26 protein-coding genes are annotated in these 23996 nt (G+C 61.4%); 18 read left to right on the forward strand and 8 right to left on the reverse strand.

Translation table 11 applies throughout. The annotated features are described in order from the left end of the window. Nucleotides 1–254 precede the first annotated feature (254 nt). Nucleotides 255–1238, forward strand: coding sequence for a sodium-dependent bicarbonate transport family permease (locus B9Z43_RS14720; protein WP_108326712.1), 984 nt, complete (start codon nucleotides 255–257; stop codon nucleotides 1236–1238). A gap of 9 nt (nucleotides 1239–1247) precedes the next feature. Here the strand turns inward: B9Z43_RS14720 and B9Z43_RS14725 are convergent, their stop codons facing one another. From B9Z43_RS14725 to B9Z43_RS14740, 4 genes are read right to left on the reverse strand one after another with little or no spacing between them, the layout of a single operon-like run. Then, a complete protein-coding gene (locus tag B9Z43_RS14725; RefSeq protein ID WP_108326713.1) occupies nucleotides 1248–2792 on the reverse strand; it encodes a cryptochrome/photolyase family protein in 1545 nt (514 codons plus the stop codon). A gap of 1 nt (nucleotide 2793) precedes the next feature. Next, a complete protein-coding gene (locus B9Z43_RS14730) occupies nucleotides 2794–4320 on the reverse strand; it encodes a cryptochrome/deoxyribodipyrimidine photo-lyase family protein (protein ID WP_108326714.1) in 1527 nt (508 codons plus the stop codon). A gap of 16 nt (nucleotides 4321–4336) precedes the next feature. Further along, entirely contained in the window at nucleotides 4337–4846 is a 510-nt protein-coding gene (locus B9Z43_RS14735; protein ID WP_108326715.1) for a hypothetical protein, read from the reverse strand. A 19-nt stretch (nucleotides 4847–4865) separates the two neighbouring features. Next, nucleotides 4866–5867 carry a MerR family transcriptional regulator gene (locus B9Z43_RS14740; RefSeq protein ID WP_108326716.1) on the reverse strand — a complete coding sequence of 334 codons (1002 nt, stop codon included), beginning with the start codon at nucleotides 5865–5867 and terminating at the stop codon, nucleotides 4866–4868. A 113-nt stretch (nucleotides 5868–5980) separates the two neighbouring features. On the opposite strand from B9Z43_RS14740, the gene B9Z43_RS14745 reads away from it, so the two are divergent. The 3 genes from B9Z43_RS14745 to B9Z43_RS14755 are packed head-to-tail and all read left to right on the forward strand — an operon-like array spanning nucleotide 5981 to nucleotide 7056. Continuing rightward, nucleotides 5981–6505, forward strand: a complete 525-nt coding sequence (locus B9Z43_RS14745) for an Rrf2 family transcriptional regulator (protein WP_158270126.1) — start codon at nucleotides 5981–5983, stop codon at nucleotides 6503–6505. A gap of 10 nt (nucleotides 6506–6515) precedes the next feature. Continuing rightward, nucleotides 6516–6686 carry a DUF2256 domain-containing protein gene (locus B9Z43_RS14750; protein ID WP_108326718.1) on the forward strand — a complete coding sequence of 57 codons (171 nt, stop codon included), beginning with the start codon at nucleotides 6516–6518 and terminating at the stop codon, nucleotides 6684–6686. 22 nt (nucleotides 6687–6708) lie between these two features. Beyond that, complete coding sequence (locus B9Z43_RS14755; protein WP_199222324.1) at nucleotides 6709–7056, forward strand: HNH endonuclease; 348 nt, start codon at nucleotides 6709–6711, stop codon at nucleotides 7054–7056. A gap of 67 nt (nucleotides 7057–7123) precedes the next feature. Here the strand turns inward: B9Z43_RS14755 and B9Z43_RS14760 are convergent, their stop codons facing one another. The 3 genes from B9Z43_RS14760 to B9Z43_RS14770 all read right to left on the reverse strand — a co-directional run bounded on the left by B9Z43_RS14760 (nucleotide 7124) and on the right by B9Z43_RS14770 (nucleotide 10320). Further along, complete coding sequence (locus B9Z43_RS14760) at nucleotides 7124–8851, reverse strand: cation acetate symporter (RefSeq protein ID WP_108326719.1); 1728 nt, start codon at nucleotides 8849–8851, stop codon at nucleotides 7124–7126. Beyond that, the gene (locus B9Z43_RS14765; RefSeq protein ID WP_108326720.1) at nucleotides 8848–9156 is read right to left on the reverse strand and encodes a DUF485 domain-containing protein; all 309 of its coding nucleotides are present in this window, start codon (nucleotides 9154–9156) and stop codon (nucleotides 8848–8850) included. Before B9Z43_RS14765 ends, B9Z43_RS14760 begins: the two co-directional genes overlap by 4 nt. Before the next feature lie 147 nt (nucleotides 9157–9303). Next, nucleotides 9304–10320, reverse strand: a complete 1017-nt coding sequence (locus B9Z43_RS14770; protein WP_108326721.1) for an AraC family transcriptional regulator — start codon at nucleotides 10318–10320, stop codon at nucleotides 9304–9306. A 98-nt stretch (nucleotides 10321–10418) separates the two neighbouring features. On the opposite strand from B9Z43_RS14770, the gene B9Z43_RS14775 reads away from it, so the two are divergent. The 12 genes from B9Z43_RS14775 to B9Z43_RS14830 all read left to right on the forward strand — a co-directional run bounded on the left by B9Z43_RS14775 (nucleotide 10419) and on the right by B9Z43_RS14830 (nucleotide 21414). After that, on the forward strand, nucleotides 10419–12026 hold the full coding sequence (locus B9Z43_RS14775; protein ID WP_108326722.1) for a carboxyl transferase domain-containing protein: 1608 nt from the start codon (nucleotides 10419–10421) through the stop codon (nucleotides 12024–12026). 44 nt (nucleotides 12027–12070) lie between these two features. Then, nucleotides 12071–12394 (forward strand): type II toxin-antitoxin system VapB family antitoxin, encoded by a 324-nt coding sequence (locus B9Z43_RS14780; protein ID WP_108326723.1) that lies wholly within the window; start codon nucleotides 12071–12073, stop codon nucleotides 12392–12394. Next, on the forward strand, nucleotides 12391–12801 hold the full coding sequence (locus B9Z43_RS14785; protein ID WP_108326724.1) for a PIN domain nuclease: 411 nt from the start codon (nucleotides 12391–12393) through the stop codon (nucleotides 12799–12801). Before B9Z43_RS14780 ends, B9Z43_RS14785 begins: the two co-directional genes overlap by 4 nt. A 27-nt stretch (nucleotides 12802–12828) precedes the next feature. Beyond that, nucleotides 12829–13611: an enoyl-CoA hydratase/isomerase family protein gene (locus B9Z43_RS14790; RefSeq protein ID WP_108326725.1), complete on the forward strand. Its 783-nt coding sequence runs from the start codon at nucleotides 12829–12831 to the stop codon at nucleotides 13609–13611. A 13-nt stretch (nucleotides 13612–13624) separates the two neighbouring features. Then, complete coding sequence (locus B9Z43_RS14795; RefSeq protein WP_108326726.1) at nucleotides 13625–15622, forward strand: acetyl/propionyl/methylcrotonyl-CoA carboxylase subunit alpha; 1998 nt, start codon at nucleotides 13625–13627, stop codon at nucleotides 15620–15622. Nucleotides 15623–15826: 204 nt separating this feature from the next. Beyond that, the gene (locus B9Z43_RS14800; RefSeq protein WP_108326727.1) at nucleotides 15827–16747 is read left to right on the forward strand and encodes a glyoxylate/hydroxypyruvate reductase A; all 921 of its coding nucleotides are present in this window, start codon (nucleotides 15827–15829) and stop codon (nucleotides 16745–16747) included. A gap of 8 nt (nucleotides 16748–16755) precedes the next feature. Further along, nucleotides 16756–17664, forward strand: coding sequence for a hydroxymethylglutaryl-CoA lyase (locus B9Z43_RS14805; RefSeq protein WP_108326728.1), 909 nt, complete (start codon nucleotides 16756–16758; stop codon nucleotides 17662–17664). A gap of 3 nt (nucleotides 17665–17667) precedes the next feature. Then, nucleotides 17668–18180: a YbaK/EbsC family protein gene (locus B9Z43_RS14810; RefSeq protein WP_108326729.1), complete on the forward strand. Its 513-nt coding sequence runs from the start codon at nucleotides 17668–17670 to the stop codon at nucleotides 18178–18180. Beyond that, nucleotides 18177–18434, forward strand: coding sequence for a DUF1289 domain-containing protein (locus B9Z43_RS14815; protein ID WP_108326730.1), 258 nt, complete (start codon nucleotides 18177–18179; stop codon nucleotides 18432–18434). The genes B9Z43_RS14810 and B9Z43_RS14815 overlap by 4 nt, the downstream gene beginning before the upstream one ends. Before the next feature lie 2 nt (nucleotides 18435–18436). Next, nucleotides 18437–19078 carry a 2-hydroxychromene-2-carboxylate isomerase gene (locus tag B9Z43_RS14820; protein WP_108326731.1) on the forward strand — a complete coding sequence of 214 codons (642 nt, stop codon included), beginning with the start codon at nucleotides 18437–18439 and terminating at the stop codon, nucleotides 19076–19078. Nucleotides 19079–19216: 138 nt separating this feature from the next. After that, a complete protein-coding gene (locus B9Z43_RS14825) occupies nucleotides 19217–19972 on the forward strand; it encodes a metallophosphoesterase (protein WP_108326805.1) in 756 nt (251 codons plus the stop codon). Further along, nucleotides 19969–21414, forward strand: coding sequence for a bifunctional serine/threonine-protein kinase/universal stress protein (locus tag B9Z43_RS14830; RefSeq protein WP_108326732.1), 1446 nt, complete (start codon nucleotides 19969–19971; stop codon nucleotides 21412–21414). Before B9Z43_RS14825 ends, B9Z43_RS14830 begins: the two co-directional genes overlap by 4 nt. A 6-nt stretch (nucleotides 21415–21420) precedes the next feature. Here the strand turns inward: B9Z43_RS14830 and B9Z43_RS14835 are convergent, their stop codons facing one another. Then, the gene (locus B9Z43_RS14835; RefSeq protein WP_233250101.1) at nucleotides 21421–21693 is read right to left on the reverse strand and encodes a DUF4212 domain-containing protein; all 273 of its coding nucleotides are present in this window, start codon (nucleotides 21691–21693) and stop codon (nucleotides 21421–21423) included. A 225-nt stretch (nucleotides 21694–21918) separates the two neighbouring features. Here B9Z43_RS14835 and B9Z43_RS14840 point away from each other — a divergent pair, with 225 nt between their 5' ends. Both B9Z43_RS14840 and B9Z43_RS14845 read left to right on the forward strand, forming a co-directional pair. Then, the gene (locus B9Z43_RS14840) at nucleotides 21919–23679 is read left to right on the forward strand and encodes an MFS transporter (protein WP_108326734.1); all 1761 of its coding nucleotides are present in this window, start codon (nucleotides 21919–21921) and stop codon (nucleotides 23677–23679) included. Between the two features lie 90 nt (nucleotides 23680–23769). Next, nucleotides 23770–23955 (forward strand): hypothetical protein, encoded by a 186-nt coding sequence (locus B9Z43_RS14845; protein ID WP_108326735.1) that lies wholly within the window; start codon nucleotides 23770–23772, stop codon nucleotides 23953–23955. Nucleotides 23956–23996: the final 41 nt, after the last annotated feature.

Here is a 23996-nt window from a genome sequence, read left to right on the forward strand (position 1 = left end):
TTACATCGAGGGTTTCTACAATCGAGTGCGACGCCACAAGCATCTCGATCAACTCAGCCCCCATGAGTTCGAGCGCCAGCGTCAAACTGCGCTATGAAAAGTGTCTACTGATTTGGGGGAATGCCAACAGGCGTAATTGACGGAAAGTGATATTCATAGACTTTCACTGATGTTCATGTATTTAAAAATCGATTTTACTTTATGAGTCTATTTGGCCAAAATCGCGCTCACTGAAAACCCAAAAAAGATGTCTGATGCCCGCCCTTGTTGATCCCGCTATTTTGTTTTTTGTGTTCGGTGTGTTTGCCGGACTGGTCAAATCCAATCTGGAAATTCCCCCTGCCATTTCCCGCTTTTTATCGCTGTACCTGCTCATGGCCTTGGGCCTCAAAGGTGGCTTTGCCCTGGCCCAGTCGGGCCTGACGTCCCAGGTCGCCATCAGCCTGAGTCTGGCGGTGGGCCTGGCCATGGCCGTGCCCTGGGTGAGCTACACCGTGCTGCGCCGGTTCTTGGGCGGCTTTGATGCTGCGGCCTTGGCGGCCACTTATGGCTCGGTCAGTGCCGTGACCTTCATCACGGCCATGAACCACTTGGAAAGCCATGGCATGAGCTACGGCGGGCACATGGCCGCCGCCATGGCCTTGATGGAGTCGCCGGCCATCATCTTTGCGGTGCTGATGGCCAACCGCTTGCGCAAGCAGACCGAGACCGCAATGGCGGCGCACGCCAAGCCCGCCACAAGCCGCGTCTCGATGGGCAAGATCCTGCACGAGTCCTTCACCGATGGAGCTCAACTGCTGCTCTTAGGCGCCATGCTGATCGGCATGTTCAGCGGCGAGTCCGGCCGCGCTGCCATGCAACCCTTTTCGGTGGACCTGTTCAAAGGCATGCTGTCCTTTTTTTTGCTTGACATGGGCTTGATGGCCGCCCGCAACTTGCCTGGTCTGCGGGGGCAGTCGGTGTGGCTGGTGGCCTATGGCCTGTTGGCCCCGCTGTGCCATTCGGCTGTGGCGCTGGGTTTGTGCTGGCTTCTGGCCGTGCCCGTGGGCGATGCCGTGCTGCTCATGGTGCTGGGCGCCAGTGCGTCTTACATCGCGGTGCCCGCTGTGCTGCGTTACGCCATCCCCGAAGCGAACCCGTCCTTGTACGTGGGCCTGTCTTTGGGGCTGACGTTCCCCTTCAACATTTTGTTGGGGATTGCCTTTTATACGAAGGTGGCTCAGTGGCTGCTGACTTGAAGCCCACGCTCAAAACTGTCGGTGCAGCGTGGCGGCTTGCCCAATGGCCTCGCGTTGCTCTGTTGAAAGCCGCCCCAAATTTTTCAGCTGCATCGCCATGCGTGGGTTGGTCTTGAGCATCGCTTCGTGGCGCATCAAAAAATCCCAATACAGCGTGGTGTAAGGGCAAGCTTTCGGCCCCGTCGACTGCGCCGGATCAAACTTGCAGCCCTGGCAGTGGTTGCTCATGCGCTGGATGTATTTGCCCGTAGCCACATAAGGCTTGCTGGCCATCAGGCCGCCATCGCCAAACTGCGACATGCCCAAGGTGTTGGGCAACTCCACCCATTCCACCGCATCCACATACACACTCAAAAACCAGCTGTGCATCTGCTGCGGGTGCACACCGCGCAGCAAGCCATACAGCCCCAGCACCATCAGCCGCTGGATGTGGTGCGCGTAGCCATGCCGCAGTGTTTGCTTTAAGGCATCGCGCAGGCAAGCCATGTCGGTCTCGCCCGTCCAGAAAAATTCGGGCAAGGCTTCTTGCGCGTCCAGCGCATTGAGCTCGATGTAGCGGGGCATCTGCGTCCAGTACATGCCGCGCACGTATTCGCGCCAGCCCAAAATTTGCCGCACAAAACCTTCCACGGCGGGCAATGGTGCATGGCCACGCGCCCAGGCTTGTTCGGCGGCTTGCACCACCTCATGCGCAGACAAGAGCTTGAGGTTCATGCAGGCCGACAATTGCGAGTGGTACAGCCATGGCTCGCCCGCCCACATGGCGTCTTCGTACTGACCGAAGAGCGGCAGCCGGTGGGTGATGAAGTCGTCCAAAGCCTGCAGCGCCTGCGCCCGCGTGACGGGCCAGGCAAAGTCTTGCAGTTGCCCGGGTGCATGGGGCAGCGCGCGTGACACCAAGGCCAGCACCTCTTGCGTGGTCTCGTCGGGTGCAAAGCGTTGTGGCGCGGGCAGGTTTTGCGGGCCTTGTTTGCCGAAGGATTCGCGGTTGTCGGCGTCGAAATTCCACTGCCCGCCCACGGGTTTGCCGCCGTCCATCAGCACGCCAAAGCGTTGGCGTTGTTCGCGGTACCAATACTCCATGCGCAACTGTTTGCGGCCCTTGGCATGCGCTGCAAAATCGCGCACCGTGGTGAAAAAGCTGGTGTCGTCGTGCAGCATCAGGGGCTTTTGCTGCGCCTTGGCCGTCGCCTGAATGGCCTGCAAGACGCGCCAGTCGCCCGGCGCGGTCATGCACAGGGCTTCGGGTCGCCAATGGGCGATGGCGCGGGTCAGCTCGCCTGCCAAGGTGCCTGTGTTGTCCGCATCGTCCAGCTCGGTGTAATGCACCGTCCAGCCTTGTGCGCGCAGGGCCTGTGCAAAGTGCCGCATGGCACTCAAAAACAAAGCCGTGCGTTGTTTGGACGAGGGCACATGGGTGGACTCTTCCATGACCTCGCCCATCCAGACCACATCGTGCTGCGGGTCAAAATTTTGCAACGCACTGGCGTTCAGGTCCAGCTGGTCGCCCAGCACCAGAACCAGGTGCCGAATCGGCGGGGAGGGGTGTTGCATGTCAAAAGTCCAGTGTGGTTTGTGCTTCTTGCGCGGGTGGTGGGCGGCGTTTGCGGTTGCCTTCGGGGCGCTTGCGCGAAGCGTGTTTGTCGATGACGGCTTGCTTGGCCTGACGCACCAGTGAGGTGTTGCGCCTGGCGTGCAGCAAGGCCTTGGCCTTGCGCGTGGCTTCGGCAAGATCGACCACGGGTAGGGGCCAGTCGCGTCCCACCACCACGCCGCACTGCGCCTGCACCGAAGGCGGCATTTTCCAAGGCTCGAACAACCAGCTGTCGGGCACTTGCCGCAGCACAGGCAGCCAGCGCCGCACAAAGATGCCTTGCGGGTCTTGGTCTTGGGCTTGTTTGATCGGGTTGTACACGCGGGTGGTGTTGATGCCGGTGGTGCCCGACTGCATTTGCATCTGGCTCCAGTGGATGCCGGGTTCGTAATCCACAAACTGCGAGGCCAGCCAGTGGCCCACTTGGTCCCAGTGCAGCCACAGCGGATAGGCCGCCACCGAGACCAGCATGGCCCGCATCCTGAAATTGAGCCAGCCGGTTTGTTGCAGCATGGTCACGCAGGCATCGACCAGGGGCCAGCCGGTGGTGGCGGTGCGCAGCCGTTCAAAGTGCGCCGCGTTCCAGTCGTTCTCGCGCAGGCCGTCATAGCCCCGGTGCATGTTGCGCGTTTCGATGGCGGGTTCGCTTTCGAGCTTTTGCATGAAATGGCAATGCCAGTGCAGGCGGCTCATGAAAGCGCTCAGCCCTTTGCGTGTCCAACTGTCCAGATGGACTTGGCGCAGGTTTTCTTCGGTGGCTTGCACGACCTCGCGCAGGCTCAGGCACCCCCAGCTCAAATAGGGCGAGAGTCTGGAGCAAGCACTGCTGGCGCTCAGCGGTGATGAAATGCCGCCCCGGTATTGGCTGCTGCGCTCGCGCAAAAAACTGTGCAGCGTGCGCAGGCCTTCGCTGCGGCCACCGGTTTGGCGCTCTGGGGCTTCGTCTGTGGGGCGTCCCCAAGCTTGCCACTCGGGAAAGGTTTGCGCAGCCCAGGGCCAGTCGGCGCTTTGCAGGGCGGGCGTGGGCTCTTGCGGCGCGTCCATCAGCTGCTGCCAGTGCTCACTCCACTGGTCGCGGCTTTGCAGGCGGCGGACCACGCCGTGTTGGCGCTGCTCTTGCCACACCACGCCATGCGATGTGCACCACGTGGCCACCGCCAGGTCGCGCTGGTAGGTCAGGCCATTGCCGGTTTCCTGGTGCGAGTGCAGGTGGCTGAAGGGCTGCACTTGGTGCAGTTGTTCCAACACCTCGGTCACTTCGCCGGTCACCACATGCAGCACCTGGCCGCAGGCCTTGAGTTGCCGGTACAGGTCGCGCAGGCATTCACGCACAAAGTCGAACTGCCTTTGCGAGGCATCGGGGGCGCACCAATACGAGGGCTCGATGATGTACACGCACAGCACTGGCCCTTGCGCGGCCGCCTGCGCCAAGGCGGCGTGGTCGTGCACGCGCAAATCGCGCTTGAACCAGACCAGTTGTGTGCCCATGTTGTGCGTCTGCTGCTCAATGCACCAGCTGGGGCTCGAAGCAAGCCAGCAGCTCAGGCGGCGCCGATGGCACTTGGCGCGCCAGATAAGAGCGGATCAAAGGTGCCGCGCGCCAGGGGTGTGTCTGCCCACTCCAGATGCCTTGCGGTTCGATCTGCAAACGGCCCGCCACGGCGCGCATCAGCACCACCGAGGGCAGCAAGTCATCGAATTGCACCTCGACCAAGATCCATGGGCCCGCGCGCCTTGCCGCCTGCAAGCGGGCCGAGCGTGAAGCTGGGGGGCTGTAGGCCCGCACCGCGGCCAAGGCTTGTGCGTGCAAAACGTCTTGTTCGCTCAGTGTGTGCACCGCTGTGCAGTCACGGCGCAGGCGGTTGCTGGTGTCGGCCAACCAGCCTTGCACGTCCACCGCACGCCCGTCGATGGCCAGCAGGTGGCCGTTGTCGGTGGGCATCCACCGCAGATGACTCAGGGCCACACACAGCGCGGTGAAGGCCAGCACGGTCAGGGCAACGTGTCGTTTCATGGTTCAAGCGCGCCTGAAGTCAGGACGCTTGTGCGCCCCACGAGGGGATTTGCGGCAAGGTGATGTTTTCGTGTTGCGCCACCATCTCCAAAGCCTTTTCAAACAAGGCGCGGGCCGAGCCAGATACCGAGCTCAGGTAGGCGTGCAAATGCGCATCCTCTGCGCTTTTGTTCAGGCACTCCTGGCTGTACTGCTCAAAGCTGGCCAGTTGCGAGATCAACTCGGCCACATGGCGTGGGCATTCGCACAGCACTTTGTTGGGGCTGTTGGCCACGCGGTGCAAGGTCTCGTCGCTGTATTTGCGCGGCGGCACCAAACCGCTGCGCTGCACATCGCTCGCCTCGGGGTTGTGGTCCAGCCACAAGAGCGAGTTGATCAACTCGCCCAGCTCCGCATTCGAGATCGGCTCCCTGCGCACCTTGATGCCCGCCAGCTTGAGGCCCGCGATGACGGGCTCTTGCCCGAAGTTGTAGAGCACGATGGCCTGTTGAAACGGGTGGGCGTGCACCAGGCGCTGGATGTCGTTGCCCGCCAGCACGTGCAAGGAGTTCACCCGCACCAACAACACCTGCGGGCGCGAGGGCATGGGGGCGTTGGCGGCCTCGTCCAGGTCTTCCAGGATCTCGGTGATCTGGATCGGCTTGTCGGGCAAAGCCAGCGCCAATTGGCCCGAGGCGACGCGTGCGGCCATGCCCACACCCACCACCGCCACGGTGACCGGGGCCTGCGAGGGCGCTGCCGTGCGGCTGCGCTGGCCGGCGCTGCGTTGTTGCTGCAGCAATGCATTGAGTTGCGTGGCGGACAGCTTGGCCAAAGTGCTGATGCTGTGCCCGCATTCGGTCAGTTGCCGGATCAAGGACGCCCGCAGCGCATCTTCGTCGGAGTAAAGCCGGTGCCGGCCTTCCGACTTGCCCGGTGTGAATGCGCCGTGCCGCGCCTCCCAAACGCGCAAGGTGGAGACAGGCACGCCACTGAGGGCCGAGATGGCGCCGATGCGGTGGTTGGCAATGGGTGAGCTCATGGCGGATGTTTTGAGTAGATATTGAACTGAATTTTATGTATAAATTAAAAATTGAGTAGATATTGGGGTGATGGATGATAGATTCAGCGCTCAGAAGTGGAGGACATCCCTGTATGTTGAGCAAAAAAGTGTTTCATGCCGTCAATGCCCTGGTGGTCATGGCGTGTCTGCCAGTCGGCAGCACCATCACCACCGCCGATTTGGCTGCTCAGGTGGGCTTGTCGGTGTCCTACGTAGAAAGCCTGCTCAAAGCGCTGCGTGAGCATGGTTTTGTCCGCGCCACCCGTGGCCCAGGCGGTGGTTACGACCTGGCCCGGAGTGCCGACAGCATGAGTGTCTGGTCTGTGGTGACCGCCTTGGACCCTTACCCCGAGCCCCCCGTGTTGCAAGGTGAATTGCAAATCGATCTGGAGCAAGCGCTTGGGCAGTCGCTGGAGCGCGAACTCCAGGCTTTTTTGAGCGAGACTTTCATCGGCGACCACGTCAGTGAAACCCTGTCCACATCGCTGCCGCGCAAAGCCAAGGTTTGGGATTTCGGCTTCAAGCCCATGGCGCCCCAATGGCGACCCGAAGCGCCCAACTCGGTGTTTCAGTTGTCGCAATTCATGGCGGCACCCGCGTCCACATGGCGCGCCTGAGGCGGGCGCGATGACCGCTTCTTTCAAGGGCAACAAAGCGCAGCTGCCCAGCAAAACCTGCCAAGCCTGCCAGCGCACCATGACATGGCGCAAAGCCTGGGCCAAGAACTGGGACGAGGTCAAATACTGCTCGGACGCTTGCCGCAGTGCGGCCAAGCGCCGTCAGATGCCTGCGGCCTGAGCCCTGCCGCAAGGGGCTGCGCGTGTTGGGCAAAATCAAACGACAGCAAAGATGGGCGCTTGATTTGGCACCCGAGCCCTCCGCGCTGCCGGTGTGCCCTTTGTGTGGGCGCGAGATCCCGCCTGCCGAGCAAGACGCCCACCACTTCGTGCCCAAGTCCAAAGGCGGGCGCGAGACCCAGTTGCTGCACCGCATCTGCCACCGGCAAGTCCATGCGCTCTTGTCCGAGACCGAATTGGCGCGGCAGTTCAACACGCCGCAAGCCTTGCTGGCGCACCCGGATGTGCTGAAGTTCGTGGCCTGGGTCCAGCGCAAGCCGCCTGACTTCTTTGAGAAAAGCCGAAAAAGCGCGCAACGGCGACGTGCGTGAACATCCCGATCGACCATGAAAAAGGGCGCCGAAGCGCCCTTGGGTTTTTTCAGTTGGAACTGAAAAATCAGTGGTCCGAAGCCGCGGCAGCGCCGTAGCCGGTTTCAGAGCGCACTTGCTGCGCCGGGAAGGCGGCGCGTTCTTTCTTGGCTTGTTCGCTCTTGTCCAAGATGGAGAACAGCCAGATGCCCACGAAACCGATGGTCATCGAGAACAAAGCGGGCGAGCTGTACTGGAACCAGGCCGAGCCCTTGGGGTTGCCCAAGGTCACTTCCCACACCGCAGGCGACACCACCGTGAGGCCCACCGAAGAGATCAGGCCCAGGAAGCCACCAATGACCGCGCCGCGTGTGGTGCAGTCTTTCCACAGCACCGACAAGAACAGCACCGGAAAGTTGGCCGAAGCCGCGATCGCAAAAGCCAGCGACACCATGAAGGCGATGTTTTGCTTTTCAAACGCGATGCCCAGGCCCACCGCCACCACCCCCAAAACCAAGGTGGTGATGCGCGAGACACGCAGCTCAGCCGCGCTGTCGGCTTTGCCCTTCTTGAACACGGTCGAATACAGGTCGTGCGACACGGCCGATGCACCCGACAGCGTCAGGCCCGCCACCACGGCCAAGATGGTGGCAAATGCCACGGCCGAGATGAAGCCGTAAAACACATCGCCGCCCACGGTCTTGGCCACCAAAACGGCCGCCATGTTGGCCGTGCCTGCGCCGCCCTTGATCACGCCCTTGGCGGTGTCGGCCAACTCGGGGTTGGTCAGCACCAAGGTGATCGCGCCGAAGCCGATGATGAAGATCAGGATGAAGAAGTAGCCCACCCAGGTGGTCGCCCAGAACACCGACTTGCGTGCTTCCTTGGCGTCAGGCACCGTGAAAAAGCGCATCAGCACATGGGGCAAACCGGCCGTGCCGAACATCAGCGCCATGCCAAACGAGATGGCCGATATCGGGTCCTTGATGAAGCCGCCAGGGCCCATGATGGACAAGCCTGCTTTGGCGGCTTCTTCCGGTGTTTTGCCACCGGCTTCGGCAATCGCGGTCTTCACCGCAACGCCTTTGGCAAACAGCGCCTCTGGGCTGAAGCCGAACTGCGCCAACACCATGATGGCCATGAAGGTGCCGCCGCACAGCAGCAGGCAGGCCTTGATGATCTGCACCCAGGTGGTGGCGGTCATGCCGCCAAACAGCACGTACACCATCATGAGCGCACCCACAATGACCACGGCCATCCAGTACTCCAAGCCAAACAGCAGCTTGATCAGTTGACCTGCACCGACCATTTGGGCGATCAGATAGAAGGCCACCACCACCAGCGTGCCCGAAGCGGCAAACGCACGGATGGGCGCTTGCTTGAAGCGGTAACCGGCCACGTCGGCAAAGGTGAACTTGCCCAGGTTGCGCAGACGCTCGGCCAGCAAGAAGGTGATGACGGGCCAGCCGACCAAAAAGCCGATGGAGTAAATCAGGCCGTCATAGCCCGAAGCCATCACGGCTGCCGAAATGCCCAGGAAAGACGCGGCCGACATGTAGTCGCCCGCAATCGCCAGACCGTTTTGGAAACCAGTGATGCCGCCACCAGCGGTGTAGAAGTCAGCGGCCGATTTGGTTTTGGCCGCAGCCCATTTGGTGATCCACAGCGTGCCGACCACGAAGGTGCCAAACATCAAAATGGCGGTCCAGTTGGTGGACTGCTTGGCGGCGTCGCCAATGTCGGCACCGGCAGCCAGCGCGGCGTTGCCCGCGATCAGGGCCAAAGCGCCCAGGAAAAATTGCATCGCCTTGTTCATTTTGTGGCGTCCTTCAAGATGGCCTGCGTCAGCGCGTCATAGCGCTTGTTGGCGCGGTTGACGTAGATGCCGGTGATCACGATGGTGAACACAATCACGCCCATGCCGAGCGGAATGCCAATCGAGGTCACACCCGCGCCCAGAGGCTGTGCGAGAAAAGGCTTGTTGAAGGCGATCAGTGCGATGAAGCCGTAGTAAACGACGAGGGTCAGCACGGTCAGGAGCCAGCCAAAAGTATTGCGCTGCTTGCGCAGTTGAGCGTACTTCGGGTGACTTTGGATCTTGGCGATCACGGGGTCAATCATTGTTATGTCCTGCTTAAAAAACAAAAAAGGCAGACACCCAAGTCACCCGATTTTTTAATCTGAGTGAGTTGTATGTCTGCCTGATGGCTAATGTCGCAGAGGGGACTGACCTTCGGCTTACTTAAGGGTTTGTACTCTTGATGTTGGTTAAGAATTTTTACGAATTGTTTCGGGTGATGCGCCCGTCCACCCCTTGAACGCCCGCATGAAGCTTTTCTCGTTCTGAAACCCCACCTCGGCAGCGATCTGTTTGATGGGGCGGCCTGTTCGCAGCAACAGGTCCATGGCCAGGTCGCGGCGTACGGCGTCTTTGAGTTGCTGCAGGCTGGCACCTTCTTCTTTCAGTTGCCGGTGCAGCGTGCGCGGCGACAGGTTCAGCCACGCGGCCAGGTCCTCCGCGTTGCGGCTGCGATCGGGGTGTTCAGCCAGGGTTTGGCGCACCTTTTCGACCAGCAGGCGGTCGCGCCGGTAGGGGCGCACCGTCAGCAGCAGGGCGCGCTGCAGCATGCGTTGCAGCGCCGCCTCGTCGCGGCGAATGGGCAGCTGCAGGTAGCCCGCGTCAAAGCTCAGCTGGCTGTGCGGAGCCTCAAAGCGCACCGGCCCGTCAAACAGCACGCGGTAGCTGTCGGCATGGCGCGGTGGCGCAAATTGCAGATCGGTGGCACTCAGCGGGATGCGCGAGTCGGTCAACCAACAGGCCACGCCCAGTGCGTTGCGCAGCACCGACACGGTGCAGAACTCGCGCAGGTCTTTCAGGTCATGCGCTTCGTGCAGTTCGATGTGGGCTTGCCCATTCGATGTGCTCAGGGCCAGCCGAATGTCGTCGGTCAACAGGTTGTGGTGGCGGCACCAGCGGGCCAACGCCACGCCCAGGTTGGGGGCGGTCAGCGAGGCGCGCACCAGCATGCCGTAGCTGCCCCAAGGCAGGCGGCGGCGAAACCAGCCCAGCGCCTCGTCGTCCAGCTCGCGCATGGCTGCCTCGCTCATCCACTCCATCTGCAAGGCGGTCACGCGGGCATCGGCTTGGTGCAGTAAGTTTGGCGCAATTTGTGCCTTCTTCAGCGCCTCTGCGGGGTCCATATTGCGCCGCAAATAGGCCTTGACCATCGCTTGAATGAAAGCGATGGGGGTTTCTGCGCGGGTGCTCGGGGCTGCGGCGTTCATGAGGGCTGTATTTTGGCAGGATTTGCAACCTGCTTGGCATGCGCACCAAGGTCTGGCGACTTATGCTGGCGGCTACAAGCGATTCCACTGGAAAAACCATGACCGTTTTGCAAACCCAACTCAACCCCCGTTCGGCCGAATTCGTGGCCAACGCCGCCGCCATGCAGGCCGTTGTCGACGACCTGCGCGCCCACCTCGAGCGCGTGGCCCAAGGCGGTGGCGAAGCCGCCCGCGCCAAGCACACCGCTCGCGGCAAGCTGCTGCCGCGTGACCGCGTGCAAATGCTGCTCGACCCCGGTACGCCTTTTCTCGAAGTCGCGCCGCTGGCAGCACTCAACATGTACAACAACGACGCGCCCAGCTCGGGCGTCATCGTGGGCATTGGCCGCGTGGCCGGGGTGGACTGCATGATCGTCTGCAACGACGCGACGGTGAAGGGCGGTACCTATTACCCCATGACCGTCAAAAAGCATTTGCGCGCACAAGAGATCGCGCAGCAAAACCGCTTGCCCTGTATCTATCTGGTCGACTCGGGCGGTGCCAACTTGCCCAACCAAGACGAGGTCTTTCCGGACCGCGACCACTTTGGCCGCATCTTCTTCAACCAGGCCAACATGAGCGCGCTGGGCATTGCGCAAATCGCGGTGGTCATGGGCTCGTGCACGGCCGGTGGTGCCTATGTGCCCGCCATGAGCGACGAGACCATCATCGTCAAAAACCAGGGCACCATCTTTTTGGGTGGGCCGCCGCTGGTCAAAGCCGCCACCGGCGAGGTGGTGAGTGCCGAAGATCTGGGCGGCGGTGATGTGCACACCCGCCTGTCGGGTGTGGCCGACCACCTGGCGCAAAACGACCTGCATGCCTTGTCCTTGGCACGTCAGGCCGTCAAAAACCTGAATGCGCAAAAAGCCCCCAACATCGCCACGCATGCGCCCGTGCCACCCAAGTACGAGGCCAAAGAGCTGTACGGCGTGATCCCGACCGACACGCGCAAGCCCTTCGATGTGCGCGAGATCATCGCCCGCATCGTCGACGGCTCGGAGTTCGACGAATTCAAATCGCGCTTTGGCACCACCTTGATCTGCGGCTTTGCCCGCATCGAAGGCATGCCGGTGGGCATCATCGCCAACAACGGCATCTTGTTCAGCGAGTCGGCCCTCAAAGGTGCGCACTTCATCGAGCTGTGCTGCCAGCGCAAGATCCCGCTGGTCTTCTTGCAGAACATCACCGGCTTCATGGTGGGCCGCAAATACGAAAACGAAGGCATCGCGCGCAACGGCGCCAAGATGGTCACGGCTGTGGCCACGGCCGCTGTGCCCAAGTTCACCATCATCATTGGCGGCAGCTTTGGCGCGGGCAACTACGGCATGTGCGGCCGTGCTTACTCGCCACGTTTCTTGTGGATGTGGCCCAACGCCCGCATCTCCGTCATGGGCGGCGAGCAGGCCGCCAGTGTGCTGGCCACGGTCAAGCGCGACGGCATCGAAGCCAAGGGCGGCCAGTGGAGCGCCGACGAAGAAGCCGCTTTCAAGGCCCCCATCAAAGAGCAATACGAAGTACAAGGCCACCCTTACTACGCCACCGCCCGCCTGTGGGACGACGGCGTGATCGACCCCGCCGACACCCGCCGCGTGCTGGCGCTGGGCCTGAGCGCATCGCTCAATGCGCCGATCCCCGAGACGAAATTTGGACTTTTCCGCATGTGATGTGTATGATTTTATAAATTCATACACATTAAGGGGCTGTGCACATGCGAACCAACATTGAAATTGACGACGACTTGATGGCCTCAGCCATGGCGGCGGGCGGCTTCAAGACCAAGAAAGAAGCGGTCGAAGAGGGCTTGCGCTTGGTGCGTCGCCGTCAGGTCTACAACGGTTTGTTGGCCTTGCGCGGCAAGTTGCAATGGGACGACTCGGACGCTGCATGGGCACAGGCCCGTACCGACGAAGCGCCCGCCATGGCCGTGCAAGAGCCCAAAGCCGCCTATTCGGTGCCCAAAAAGGCGGCTGCCAAAGCGCGCACCACCCAAGCCAAAAAGCCTGCGAAAGCAGCACGGAGCAAAGCCAAATGATCCTGGTGGACTCCAGCGTCTGGATCGACTTCTTCCGTGATGGACGAAGCGCGCAAAGCCAGACCTTGGCCCGATGCCTGGGCGACTCCAGCATCGAAGTCGGCATGGCCGATTTGGTGCTGTTCGAGGTGATGCGTGGCTTTCGTGAAGGCACATTGATGCGACAAGCCCAAACACTGCTCAGCGCATTGCCCCAGGTCGAGATCGGAGGCACAGCCCCTGCGCTGAAGGCTGCCGAGCGCTACCGGAAGCTGCGGCAATCAGGCCGTACCGTGCGCAGCCCCATCGACGTGCTGCTGGCCAGCTACTGCATCACGAACGGCCACACTTTGCTGCACCGCGATGCGGACTTTGAATCACTCCAAACATTGGGCGGGCTGCACACCTGGCCACACCCAACCACCTGAAAAAACCTTCAACCGAGCCCAAGCACCATGTACCAAACCCTCGAAATTGAACGCCACAACCGCGTTGCCACCGTGTGGATGAACCGCCCCGATGTGCACAACGCTTTTGACGAAGCCCTGATCGCCGAACTCACGGCCGCTTGCGAAGCGCTGGATGCCGACGACAGCGTGCGCGTGGTGGTGCTGGCCGGTCGCGGCAAGAGCTTTTCGGCCGGCGCTGACCTGAACTGGATGAAGCGCGCCGCACAAAACGGTGTGGACGACAACCTGCGTGACGCCCGCGCCCTGGCCCGCATGCTGCGTGTGTTGGCCGAGATGAAGAAGCCCACCATTGCCCGCGTGCAGGGTGCTGCGCTGGGCGGCGGCACGGGCCTCACAGCCGCGTGCGACATTGCCGTCGCTTCGACCAAGGCGGTGTTTGCCACTTCCGAGGTCAAGTTCGGCATCATCCCTGCCGCCATCAGCCCCTATGTGGTGCGGGCCATTGGTGCACGCCAAAGCTACCGTTACTTTCAGTCGGCCGAGCGCATCGACGCCGTGCGCGCCCGTGAGCTGGGTCTGGTGCACGAAGCGGTCGAGCCTGAACAGCTCGAAGCCAAGGTGCAAGAGATTGTGGATGCGTTGATTCAGGGCGGCCCACTCTCGCAAGCCGCTGCCAAAGATTTGATCCGCGCCGTCGACAACAAGCCGATCAACGACGCCGTGGTGGAAGACACCGCGCAACGCATCGCCGGTCTGCGCGCCACGCCTGAAGCGCAGGATGGCCTCTCGGCCTTCCTCGACAAACGTCAACCGGGCTGGTTGGCCTGAAGGAGTTCATAACATGTTCAAGAAAATCCTCATCGCCAACCGTGGCGAAATTGCTTGCCGCGTGGCAGTCACCGCACGCCGCATGGGCATCCAGACCGTTGCCGTGTATTCCGACGCAGACGCCGGTGCCAAGCATGTCCAGGCCTGCGACGAAGCGGTGCACGTGGGTGGCTCTGCGCCCAAAGACAGCTACCTGCGTTGGGAGCGGATTCTGGAAGCCGCCAAGGCCACAGGCGCAGAGGCGGTGCACCCTGGCTATGGCTTTTTGAGCGAGAACGAAGACTTTGCCAAAGCCTGCGCCGCAGCCGGTCTGGTGTTCATCGGCCCGCCCGCATCGGCCATTCTCGCCATGGGCCTCAAAGCCGAATCCAAGCGCTTGATGGAATCGGCTGGTGTGCCGCTGGTGCCTGGTTACCACGGGGCTGACCAAGACCCGGCGCTGCTGCAAGGCGAGGCCGATCGCATCGGTTATCCGGCCTTGATCAAAGCCAGCGCGGGTGGCGGTGGCAAAGGCATGCGCGTGGTCGAGAAGTCTGAAGACTTTGCTGCGGCGCTCGCCAGTTGCAAGCGTGAAGCCATCAACAGCTTTGGCAGCGATGCGGTGCTGATCGAAAAGTACGTGCAGCGCCCACGCCACATCGAGATCCAGGTGTTTGGCGACACGCAAGGCAACTGCGTGTACCTGTTTGAGCGCGACTGCTCGGTGCAGCGCCGCCACCAGAAGGTGCTGGAGGAAGCTCCGGCCCCCGGCATGACCGAAGCCCTGCGTGCACAAATGGGCGCAGCCGCTGTGGCCGCGGCCAAGGCGGTGAACTACGTGGGTGCCGGTACGGTGGAATTCATCGTCGAGCAAACGGCCTACGACCAGCCCGAGTCGATGAAGTTCTATTTCATGGAAATGAACACCCGATTGCAGGTGGAGCACCCGGTGACCGAAGCCATCACCGGTCTCGACCTAGTGGAGTGGCAATTGCGTGTGGCCAGCGGCGAGCCGCTGCCTTTGGGTCAAGATCAGATCCGCATTCAGGGCCATGCCATCGAAGCGCGCATCTGCGCCGAGAACCCCGACAACAACTTCTTGCCCGCCACCGGCACCTTGCAGGTTTACCGTAAGCCACAAGCGGCCAGCTTCGAGCGTGGCACCACCCGCATCGACGATGGCGTGCGCGAGGGTGACACCATCAGCCCGTTTTACGACTCCATGGTGGCCAAGCTGATCGTGCATGGCGACACCCGCGAGCAAGCGCTGGCGCGCCTGGACACCGCGCTGGCCCAGACCCACATCGTGGGCCTGAACACCAATGTGCAGTTCTTGCGCCATGTGGTGCGCTCGTACGCGTTTGCCAAGGCCCAGCTCGACACCGCACTGATCCAGCGCGAAAGCGCCGTGCTGTTCAAGCAAGACCCGGTGGGCCTGCAGGCTGCTGCCGCTGCCGTGATTGCCGACGCCTTGCGCTCGGAAGCCGCTGCGCAAGGGGCCGACCCGTTCAGTCGCCGTGACGGTTGGCAGTCACACGGCACCACACGCCGCCGTTTTGAACTCGAATACGACGGCCAGCCCGTGCGTGCGGTTTTGACCTATGGCCCTGAGCTGTTGTTGCAAGTGGGTGAGGGTGCTGAAGCAGCCCTGCAGTTCACGCCCCAGGGCGATGGTTTGTGGGTGCAGTTCAATGGCCAGCGCATCCACAGCACAGTCCACGCGCAAGGCGAACTTCGCCATGTGTTCACCCCGCAAGGCGCGGCCCGCATCAGCCTGCTTGACCCACTGGCCCACGCTGGCGAAGCCGCCCAAGAAGGCGGGCGACTGACCGCGCCCATGCCAGGCAAGGTCGTGTCCTTTGCTGTCAAGGCGGGCGACAAGGTCAAAGCCGGTCAGCCGCTGGCGGTCATGGAAGCCATGAAGATGGAACACACCATCAGTGCGCCCAAAGACGGCACCGTGGCCGAGCTGCTGTACGCGCCTGGCGACCAAGTGACCGAAGGGGCCGAGCTGCTCAAGCTCGCGGCGTGATGGGCATGTTGGCGCGAGTCAAGCGCCTCTGCCGTCATCGCAAGCGCAGCGTGGCGATCCAGTGCCTGCATGGGCATCGTTGCTGGATGGTCACGTCACTTCGTTCCTCGCCATGACGCAAGTGGCTGCAATGGGCGCCTTGTCATGACTTCGTGGCACCCTGAGTGACAGCAGGGGCTTGGCCTTGCTGACAAAATCGCCTTCATGAACATCACCATCTGCTTTGAAAAGCTCGACCCGACGCCTTGGGTGCAGGGCTTGCAACAAGCTTTCCCTGAGGCCTCTGTCTCGGCCTGGGCCCCCGGCGCGCCGCAGGCCGACCACGCCATCGTCTGGGCCCCGCCCCAGCAGTTCATCGACGAGCAGCCCGGCCTGCAAACCCTGTTCAACATCGGCGCGGGCGTCGATGCCTTGCTCCAGCTGAAGCTGCCGCCCAGCCTCAAGGTGGTGCGGCTTGACGATGCCGGCATGTCGGTGCAGATGGCCGAATACGTGTGCCATGCGGTGATCCGTCACTTCCGCGAATTCGACGGCTACGACACCGACACCCAGGCGGGCAAATGGTCCTACCGCAAGCCGCGCAGCCGCGCCGACTTTGCGGTGGGCGTCATGGGCCTGGGCGTGCTGGGTGAGCGCGTGGCCAAAGCGCTGCAGGTGTTTGAGTTCCCGGTCAACGGCTACAGCCGCAGCGCGAAAGATCTGCCCGGCATCCGCTGTTTCAGCGGAGCACAAGGCCTGCCTGATTTTCTGGCCGCCACGCGTGTGCTGGTCAACCTGATGCCGCTCACGCCCGAGACCGAAAACATCCTGAACCACGCCACCTTGTCGCAGCTGCCCCAAGGCGGCTACCTCATCAACGTGGCACGCGGCAAACACTTGGTCGAAGAAGACCTGATCACCCTGATCGACAAGGGCCACCTTGCCGGTGCGACGCTCGACGTGTTCCGCACCGAGCCGCTGCCTGCCGATCACCCTTTCTGGCAACACCCCAAAATCACCGTCACGCCGCACACCTCGGCCCGCACCTTGCGCGAAGAAAGCATCGCGCAAATCGTGGGCAAAATCCAGGCCTTGCAGCGCGGCGAAGCGATCAACGGTGTGGTCGATCCTCAGCGCGGTTATTGAAAGTTCCTATGTCATTGCCCTCACGCGTTCAACTCATCGACGTCGGCCCCCGCGACGGCTTGCAAAACGAAAAGCAGCCGGTGCCTGCCTCGGTCAAGATCGAACTGGTGCACCGCCTGCAAGCCGCAGGCCTGACCGAGATCGAAGTCACGAGCTTTGTGAGCCCCAAATGGGTGCCGCAAATGGCCGACAACGCCGAGGTCATGAACGGCATCCAGCGCCAAGCCGGTGTGCGCTATTCGGTGCTCACGCCTAACGCGCAGGGCTTTGAAGCCGCCCGCCTGACGAAGCCCGACGAGATCGTGGTGTTTGGCGCGGCCAGCGAAGCCTTCAGCCAGAAGAACATCAACTGCTCCATCGCCGAAAGCATCGAGCGTTTTGCGCCGGTGGTGCAGGCCGCGCTGACCGCTGGCATCGCGGTGCGCGGCGCCATGAGCTGCACCGTGGGCTGCCCTTACGAGGGCGACATCGCCCCCGAGCGCGTGGCGTATCTGGCGGGCTTGATGAAGCAGATCGGCGTGCAGCGCGTGGACGTGGCCGACACGATTGGTGCCGGCACCCCGCTCAAGGTGCAAAAGGCCATCGAGGCCACCTTGCCGTACTTCGATGTGGACCACATCTGCGGGCACTTCCATGACACCTATGGTCAGGCGCTGGCCAATACGCTGGCTTCGCTGCAAATGGGCGTGTGGAACTTTCAGTCATCGGTGGCGGGTCTGGGCGGCTGCCCTTATGCCAAGGGCGCCACCGGCAACGTGTCCACCGAAGACGTGGTCTACATGTTGCACGGCATGGGCATCGCCACCGGCATTGATTTGGACAAGCTGGTCGATGCGGGTGCGTTCATCAGCGATTTTTTGGGTCGCAAACCCAACTCCAACGTGGCCAAAGCCATCCTCAACAAGCGGGCAGGCTGAGCCATGTGCGGCGCTGAACTCCATGCCTTGCCGGAAGGCGTGCAACGCGTGGCGCGTGCGCTGCAAGATGCGGCACATCCGCACACGCCGGTCATGCTCGACGGCGCCGCCCGCACCGCGCAAGAGGCCGCTGACGGCCTGGGTGTGCAGCTGGGCCAGATCGCCAAGAGCGTGATCTTCAAGCGCAAGCAAGACGGCGTGGCCGTGTTGGTGGTGGCCTCGGGCGACCGCCGCGTGGACGAGAAAAAAGTCTCGGCCCTGGTCGGCAAGATCGGTCGCGCCGATGCCGACTTCGTCAAAGCGCAAACGGGCTTTGCCATCGGCGGTGTCTCGCCCGTGGCGCACCTGAATGCGCCTCTGACCTTGCTCGACCAGGACCTCTGGCGATTTGACGACATCTGGGCCGCAGCCGGGCACCCGCATGGCGTGTTCCAGTTGAAACCTGACGATCTGAAGCGCCTCACCGGTGCGCCTGTGGCCGATGTGGCCCAAGCCATGTCCGAGGTGTCCGCATGAGCCAGTTTTACTGGAAGAAATTGGCCGAGCGCGCAGCGCAAGTGTTGGCCCAGCCCACGCCGCCTGCGCCCAACTCGGTGCCGTCGCCCTGTGTGTCGCTGTGCCTGATGCACCCCAGCGCTGGCTGGTGCGACGGTTGCTTGCGCACACTGCCCGAGATCGGCAGCTGGAGCCGCGCCACCGACGAAGAAAAACGGTGCGTGTGGGAACTCATCCCCGAGCGCTTGCGCCAACGCCAAGCCCTGGAAGGCTGAACATGAAAACCATCCACTTTTATCTGGACTTCATCTCGCCTTATGCCTGGTTGGCCTTTGACGCCCTGCCCAAGGCCCTGGAAGGCATCAGCCACCGCGTGGTGCACAAACCGGTGGTGTTTGGCGCCATGCTCAAACACCATGGGCAGTTGGGCCCCGCTGAGATCCCGGCCAAGCGCGACTGGACCTACCGGCAGGTGCAGTGGCAGGCGCGTGCACAAGGCACGCCCTTGCAATTGCCTGCCAGTCATCCGTTCAATTCGCTCGCTTTGTTGCGGCTGGCCACCGCCTGCGATGCCGAGGGCACACCCAATCGCTTCGCGTGCGAAAAAATCTTCCGCCATGTTTGGTGCAGCGGGCAAGAGGCGGCAGATGCAGCGCGTCTGGCGGCATTGAGCGCAGACCTCCAACCGGTGGCCGATGTGGCCAGCGCTGAAGTCAAACAACAACTCAAGGCCCACACCGACGAGGCCATCGCCCTGAACCTGTTCGGCGTGCCCAGCTTCGTGGTCGATGGCCAGGTGTTTTGGGGCAACGACGCGCTGCCCATGTTGCGCGCCTGCCTGCAAGGCGATCCGTGGTTCCAGTCGCCCGACTGGACGGGTGTGGCGCAGCTGCCCGTGGGCGTGCAGCGCAAGGCCTGATGCCTTAAGCGCTGCAAAGCGCCAGCCGCGACATTTCGACTTTTTGTCGTTGCGAGCGAAGCGTGGCGATCCCGTGAAGTTTGATCTATTGCAAGCTGCCCATCAGCCAGTCCTGCCATCATGGGGCAGGAGACAAACATGCGACTGGCCCTGATTTCGGACATCCACGCCAACCGGCAGGCTTTGCAGGCCTGCTTGGCGCACGCGCGCCAGCAAGGGGTGGACCAGTGGGCTTTTTTGGGCGATCTGGTGGGCTATGGCGGCGAGCCTGTGGCGGTGCTCGATCAAGTGATGGATTTGGCCGCGCAAGGGGCTTGGGTCCTGAAAGGCAACCACGACGCGATGGCCCTCAACCCACCCGCACCAGGCGGTGAAGCCACACAAGGCGCTCAGGGCGCGCAGTGGACGCACGACCAACTCAGCACGGCGCATCGCACGTTTTTGGCGGCATTGCCTGTGACGATCCAGCGCGAAGCCTTGCTGCTGGTGCATGCCAGCGCCGACAAGCCCGAGGCCTGGCGTTATGTCGACAGCGAGCGTGCCGCTGGCCATTGCCTGGATGCCGCGCAGGCACAAGGCGCATCGCATGTGTTGGTGGGGCATGTGCACCACCAGACCTTGTATTACCAAGGCGCAGGCCGGCTGCTGATGAGGTTCGAGCCCAAGCCCGGCATGGCCGTGCCCATGTCACCGCACAGGCCGTTGGTGGCCTGTGTGGGTTCGTGTGGCCAGCCCCGAGATGGCGACCCCCGCGCCATGTACACGGTGTATGACGGGGGTGCACGAAAAATCACTTTTCACCGTGTGCCCTACAACCATGCCGAAGCGGCTGCAGCCATTCGACAGGCAGCGCTGCCCGAATCATTTGCCCAACGATTGGAGCGTGGACGTTGAAACTGCTGGACCCTGGTCACGAGATCGATGGCTTCGAAATCGAAGCTTGCTTGCATGCCGGTGGCATGGCGCATATCTACAAAGTGGCTTATGCCGCTGCCGAAGACGGCACGCGCAGGACCAGCGAGTTTCCAATGGCCATGAAAATTCCGCGCATGACGGCGGGCGACGGTGCTGAAAACATCATCAGCTTTGAAGTCGAGCAGCAGATCCTGAGCGAACTCAAGGGGACACATGTGCCCCGTTTTGTTGCTGCGGGTGATTTGTTGCGCGTGCCCTACCTGGTCATGGAGTATGTGGCCGGACAAACCTTGCAGCATTGGCTGGATCGTCGAGAAAGCCTGACTTTCAACGAGGTGGCCCGTTTGGGCGAAGCCATGGCCCGAGCCGCGCACAGCTTGCATCAGCAAAACGTGTGTCACCTCGATCTCAAGCCCGCCAACGTGCTGATTCGCCCCGATGGCAGTGCGGTGATGCTGGATTTTGGCTTGTCTTGCCACGCCAACTATCCCGACTTGCTGGCCGAAGAGTTGCGCAAGGCGGTGGGTTCACCGGTCTGGATTTCACCTGAGCAGGTGGTGGGCGTGCGGGGCGATCCTCGCAGTGATATTTTTGCCATGGGGGTCATGCTCTATGAGTTGGTAACCGGCGAATTGCCATTTGGTGAACCTGCCACGGCAGGCGGCTTGCGGCAGCGTTTGTGGATGGATCCAGTCCCGCCGCGCCAACACAGGGCCGACGTGCCCGAATGGCTGCAGGAAGTGATCTTGCGCTGTCTGGAGGCGGTTGCTGACCAGCGCTATCCGTCGGCCTCGCATTTGGCGTTTGACCTCAGTCATCCTGATCAGGTCAAGGTGACTGCGCGCGGGCGAAGGACGGTGGGGACGGGTTTTTGGGCACATTTCAAGCGCTGGGTTCGAGCCGCTGGCATGTCCTACCAGCCCAGCCCAGTGCCCTCGCAGCAGATTGAGCAAGTGCCCATCATCATGGTGGCGGTGCCGCATCACGATGTGAGCGATGCCACGTTGTACTCATTGCGCGAAGCCGTGGCGCGATCGCTGGGGATCCGGCCGGGTGCACGCCTGGCCTGCGTCACCGTGATTTCACCCAGCCAAACCAGCAGTACCGAGTCTGAAAAAAGTGAAACCCGTGTCCACAGCTGGCATCTGAGCCGCCTGCAGCAATGGGCGCAGCCCTTGGACCTGGCAGACCACCAGACCTCCTTCCATGTGCTGGAGTCGGGTGACGTGGCCAGTGCCTTGCTCGCCTATGCCCAGGGCAATCAGGTCAATATGGTCATCATGGGCGCGGCCACGCATGGTGTGCAGATGCAGCGCTTTGTGGCCACGGTGCCGATCAAGGTGGCGATGGAGGCTTCTTGCACGGTGATTTTGGTCAAGCAAGCTTTGCCGTTCGAGCACTTGGTGGCTGTGACCGTCTGACGCGTGTCAGCTCTGAGGCGAGTCGGTCGTCTCTTCCAGTGTGGCCAGCTCTTTTTCCCAGTGGTTCATCAGCCAGGCATTCACAATGGTCATCAGCAGAAATATCAAAACACTGCCTTGTGCGGCCATCCAGAAATTGAACTTCCAAGCGAAGAAGTTGAAGTTCAAATCTCGTGCAAAAGGCAGCCAGGCAAAACTCACCAATGCCCACACCGACATGAGCACCCAGGTGGTGTGTCGGATTCTTTGACGCAAAACGAGGGCTCGGCGGGTGTTCACGGTGGTTTGGCGTGCTTCAGGCGTATGTGGTGAAAAGATTATCCGTGGAAAGATCGCTAGGGATTACCCGTGGAAAAGGGTCATTTCTCACCATGCGAGATGAAAACAAAGGGTTTGCCCCCGGGTTGTAAGCCTTTGTTGGCAAGTTGTCAGAACACGGAAAGTGGGACCTCCAAGAATCGCGACAAGTTTCCGTGTCGGAGACTCTTTTTTGGAGACAGCTTTATGGCTACAGCAGCACCCCGCCCGATGTCGGCGGAAGAGAAGAAGGTGATTTTTGCCTCTTCTCTGGGTACCGTTTTCGAATGGTATGACTTCTACTTGTACGGTTCTTTGGCAGCGATCATTGCCAAGCAATTCTTCAGCGGTCTGGACGAAGGCTCTGCTTTCATCTTCGCGCTGTTGGCGTTTGCTGCCGGTTTCATCGTGCGTCCTTTCGGCGCGCTGGTGTTCGGTCGTCTGGGTGACATGATCGGTCGCAAGTACACCTTCCTGGTGACCATCCTGATCATGGGCGCATCGACTTTCATCGTCGGTATCTTGCCCAACTACGCCAGCATTGGCGTGGCCGCTCCCGTCATCCTGATCTGCCTGCGCTTGTTGCAAGGTTTGGCTTTGGGTGGTGAGTACGGTGGTGCAGCCACTTACGTGGCCGAGCACGCTCCTCACGGCAAGCGCGGTGCCTACACCGCTTGGATCCAGACCACCGCGACTTTGGGCTTGTTCCTGTCGTTGATGGTGATTCTGGGTACACGTACCGCCATCGGTGAAGAAGCCTTCGCTGATTGGGGCTGGCGCGTGCCGTTCATCGTCTCCATCATCATGTTGATCATCTCGGTCTACATCCGTTTGAGCATGAACGAATCGCCTGCTTTCGTGAAAATGAAAGCCGAAGGCAAGACCTCCAAGGCCCCTCTGACCGAAGCTTTCGGCCAGTGGAAAAACCTGAAGATCGTGATCTTGGCCTTGGTCGGTTTGACCGCTGGTCAAGCTGTGGTCTGGTACTCCGGTCAGTTCTACGCTTTGTTCTTCTTGACCCAAGCGTTGAAAGTGGACGGCGCTACCGCCAACATCATGGTGGCGATCTCCTTGATCATCGGCACACCGTTCTTCATCGTCTTCGGTGCACTGTCTGACAAGATTGGCCGCAAGCCGATCATCTTGGCAGGTTGCTTGTTGGCCGCTTTGACCTACTTCCCAGTGTTCAAGGCACTGACCAAGGCTGCTAACCCAGACCTGGCCGCTGCTCAGGAAAAAGCCCAAGTGGTGGTGATCGCTGATCCAGCCGAGTGCTCGTTCCAGTTCAACCCCACAGGCACCAAGAAGTTCACCTCTTCTTGCGACATCGCCAAGCAACGTTTGGCTGGCGCTTCGGTGAGCTACTCCAACGAAGTGGCCGCTGCTGGTACACCCGCCATCATCAAGGTTGGCGAGACCACGGTGCAAGTCAAGTACTCTGCTGAAGACGTCGCTGCTGCCAAGGCCAAGGCCGAGGAAAAGCTGGCCGCTCTGAATGCTGCTGAACCCAAAGATGCCAAGGCCATCGAAGCTGCCACCAAGTCTGTCAAAGACCTGGGCAACGAGAAGACCGCTGGTGCGACCCTGTTGGGCTCCAACCTGGGTGCTGCTTTGAAGGCTGCTGGCTATCCTGCCAAAGCTGACATGGCCAAGTTCGACAAAGTGTCCGTCATCGCCATCCTCACCTACTTGGTGTTGTTGGTGACCATGGTGTACGGTCCTATCGCCGCCATGTTGGTCGAGATGTTCCCCACCCGTATCCGTTACACATCGATGTCCTTGCCTTACCACATCGGTAACGGCTGGTTCGGTGGCCTGTTGCCTACGACTGCTTTCGCGATCGTGGCGCAGACCGGTAACATGTACAACGGTCTGTGGTACCCCATCATCATCGCCGGTGCAACCGTCGTGATCGGTGGCTTGTTCATCAAAGAAACCAAAGACGTGGACATCTACGCTGAAGACTGATCTTCACTTGTAAGCAACCCGAGGGGGCTCGGGTGCTACATTCTGGGCCTTCCCTCTGTGGAGGGCCTTTTTCATTATTGGAGATGAACTATGTGGAAAATTGCTGTTGGATTTGTGGTGTTTGCCGCCATCGCTTTGTACGTGATCGGTAAAGGTGGCGACAGCCTGGACATGAGTGGCGAGAAACACGGCGCTGACGCTGTGCACACCGAGCCCGCCAAGGCCGATGCCGCGCCTGCCGCTGCACCTGCACCTGCTGCCAGCGCTGCCAAATAAGCGCAACGGTTGAGCGCCCTCAAGGGGCGTTGGACACAAAG

Source organism: Limnohabitans sp. MMS-10A-192, from assembly GCF_003063335.1.
In the GTDB taxonomy this organism is placed as follows: domain Bacteria; phylum Pseudomonadota; class Gammaproteobacteria; order Burkholderiales; family Burkholderiaceae_C; genus Limnohabitans_A.

Coding starts and splice junctions, on each gene's coding strand:
- B9Z43_RS14720 (WP_108326712.1), top strand. CDS start 255: ATGCCCGCCCTTGTTGATCCCGCTATTTTGTTTTTTGTGTTCGGTGTG.
- B9Z43_RS14725 (WP_108326713.1), bottom strand. CDS start 2,792: ATGCAACACCCCTCCCCGCCGATTCGGCACCTGGTTCTGGTGCTGGGC.
- B9Z43_RS14730 (WP_108326714.1), bottom strand. CDS start 4,320: ATGGGCACACAACTGGTCTGGTTCAAGCGCGATTTGCGCGTGCACGAC.
- B9Z43_RS14735 (WP_108326715.1), bottom strand. CDS start 4,846: ATGAAACGACACGTTGCCCTGACCGTGCTGGCCTTCACCGCGCTGTGT.
- B9Z43_RS14740 (WP_108326716.1), bottom strand. CDS start 5,867: ATGAGCTCACCCATTGCCAACCACCGCATCGGCGCCATCTCGGCCCTC.
- B9Z43_RS14745 (WP_158270126.1), top strand. CDS start 5,981: ATGTTGAGCAAAAAAGTGTTTCATGCCGTCAATGCCCTGGTGGTCATG.
- B9Z43_RS14750 (WP_108326718.1), top strand. CDS start 6,516: ATGACCGCTTCTTTCAAGGGCAACAAAGCGCAGCTGCCCAGCAAAACC.
- B9Z43_RS14760 (WP_108326719.1), bottom strand. CDS start 8,851: ATGAACAAGGCGATGCAATTTTTCCTGGGCGCTTTGGCCCTGATCGCG.
- B9Z43_RS14765 (WP_108326720.1), bottom strand. CDS start 9,156: ATGATTGACCCCGTGATCGCCAAGATCCAAAGTCACCCGAAGTACGCT.
- B9Z43_RS14770 (WP_108326721.1), bottom strand. CDS start 10,320: ATGAACGCCGCAGCCCCGAGCACCCGCGCAGAAACCCCCATCGCTTTC.
- B9Z43_RS14775 (WP_108326722.1), top strand. CDS start 10,419: ATGACCGTTTTGCAAACCCAACTCAACCCCCGTTCGGCCGAATTCGTG.
- B9Z43_RS14780 (WP_108326723.1), top strand. CDS start 12,071: ATGCGAACCAACATTGAAATTGACGACGACTTGATGGCCTCAGCCATG.
- B9Z43_RS14785 (WP_108326724.1), top strand. CDS start 12,391: ATGATCCTGGTGGACTCCAGCGTCTGGATCGACTTCTTCCGTGATGGA.
- B9Z43_RS14790 (WP_108326725.1), top strand. CDS start 12,829: ATGTACCAAACCCTCGAAATTGAACGCCACAACCGCGTTGCCACCGTG.
- B9Z43_RS14795 (WP_108326726.1), top strand. CDS start 13,625: ATGTTCAAGAAAATCCTCATCGCCAACCGTGGCGAAATTGCTTGCCGC.
- B9Z43_RS14800 (WP_108326727.1), top strand. CDS start 15,827: ATGAACATCACCATCTGCTTTGAAAAGCTCGACCCGACGCCTTGGGTG.
- B9Z43_RS14805 (WP_108326728.1), top strand. CDS start 16,756: ATGTCATTGCCCTCACGCGTTCAACTCATCGACGTCGGCCCCCGCGAC.
- B9Z43_RS14810 (WP_108326729.1), top strand. CDS start 17,668: ATGTGCGGCGCTGAACTCCATGCCTTGCCGGAAGGCGTGCAACGCGTG.
- B9Z43_RS14815 (WP_108326730.1), top strand. CDS start 18,177: ATGAGCCAGTTTTACTGGAAGAAATTGGCCGAGCGCGCAGCGCAAGTG.
- B9Z43_RS14820 (WP_108326731.1), top strand. CDS start 18,437: ATGAAAACCATCCACTTTTATCTGGACTTCATCTCGCCTTATGCCTGG.
- B9Z43_RS14825 (WP_108326805.1), top strand. CDS start 19,217: ATGCGACTGGCCCTGATTTCGGACATCCACGCCAACCGGCAGGCTTTG.
- B9Z43_RS14840 (WP_108326734.1), top strand. CDS start 21,919: ATGGCTACAGCAGCACCCCGCCCGATGTCGGCGGAAGAGAAGAAGGTG.
- B9Z43_RS14845 (WP_108326735.1), top strand. CDS start 23,770: ATGTGGAAAATTGCTGTTGGATTTGTGGTGTTTGCCGCCATCGCTTTG.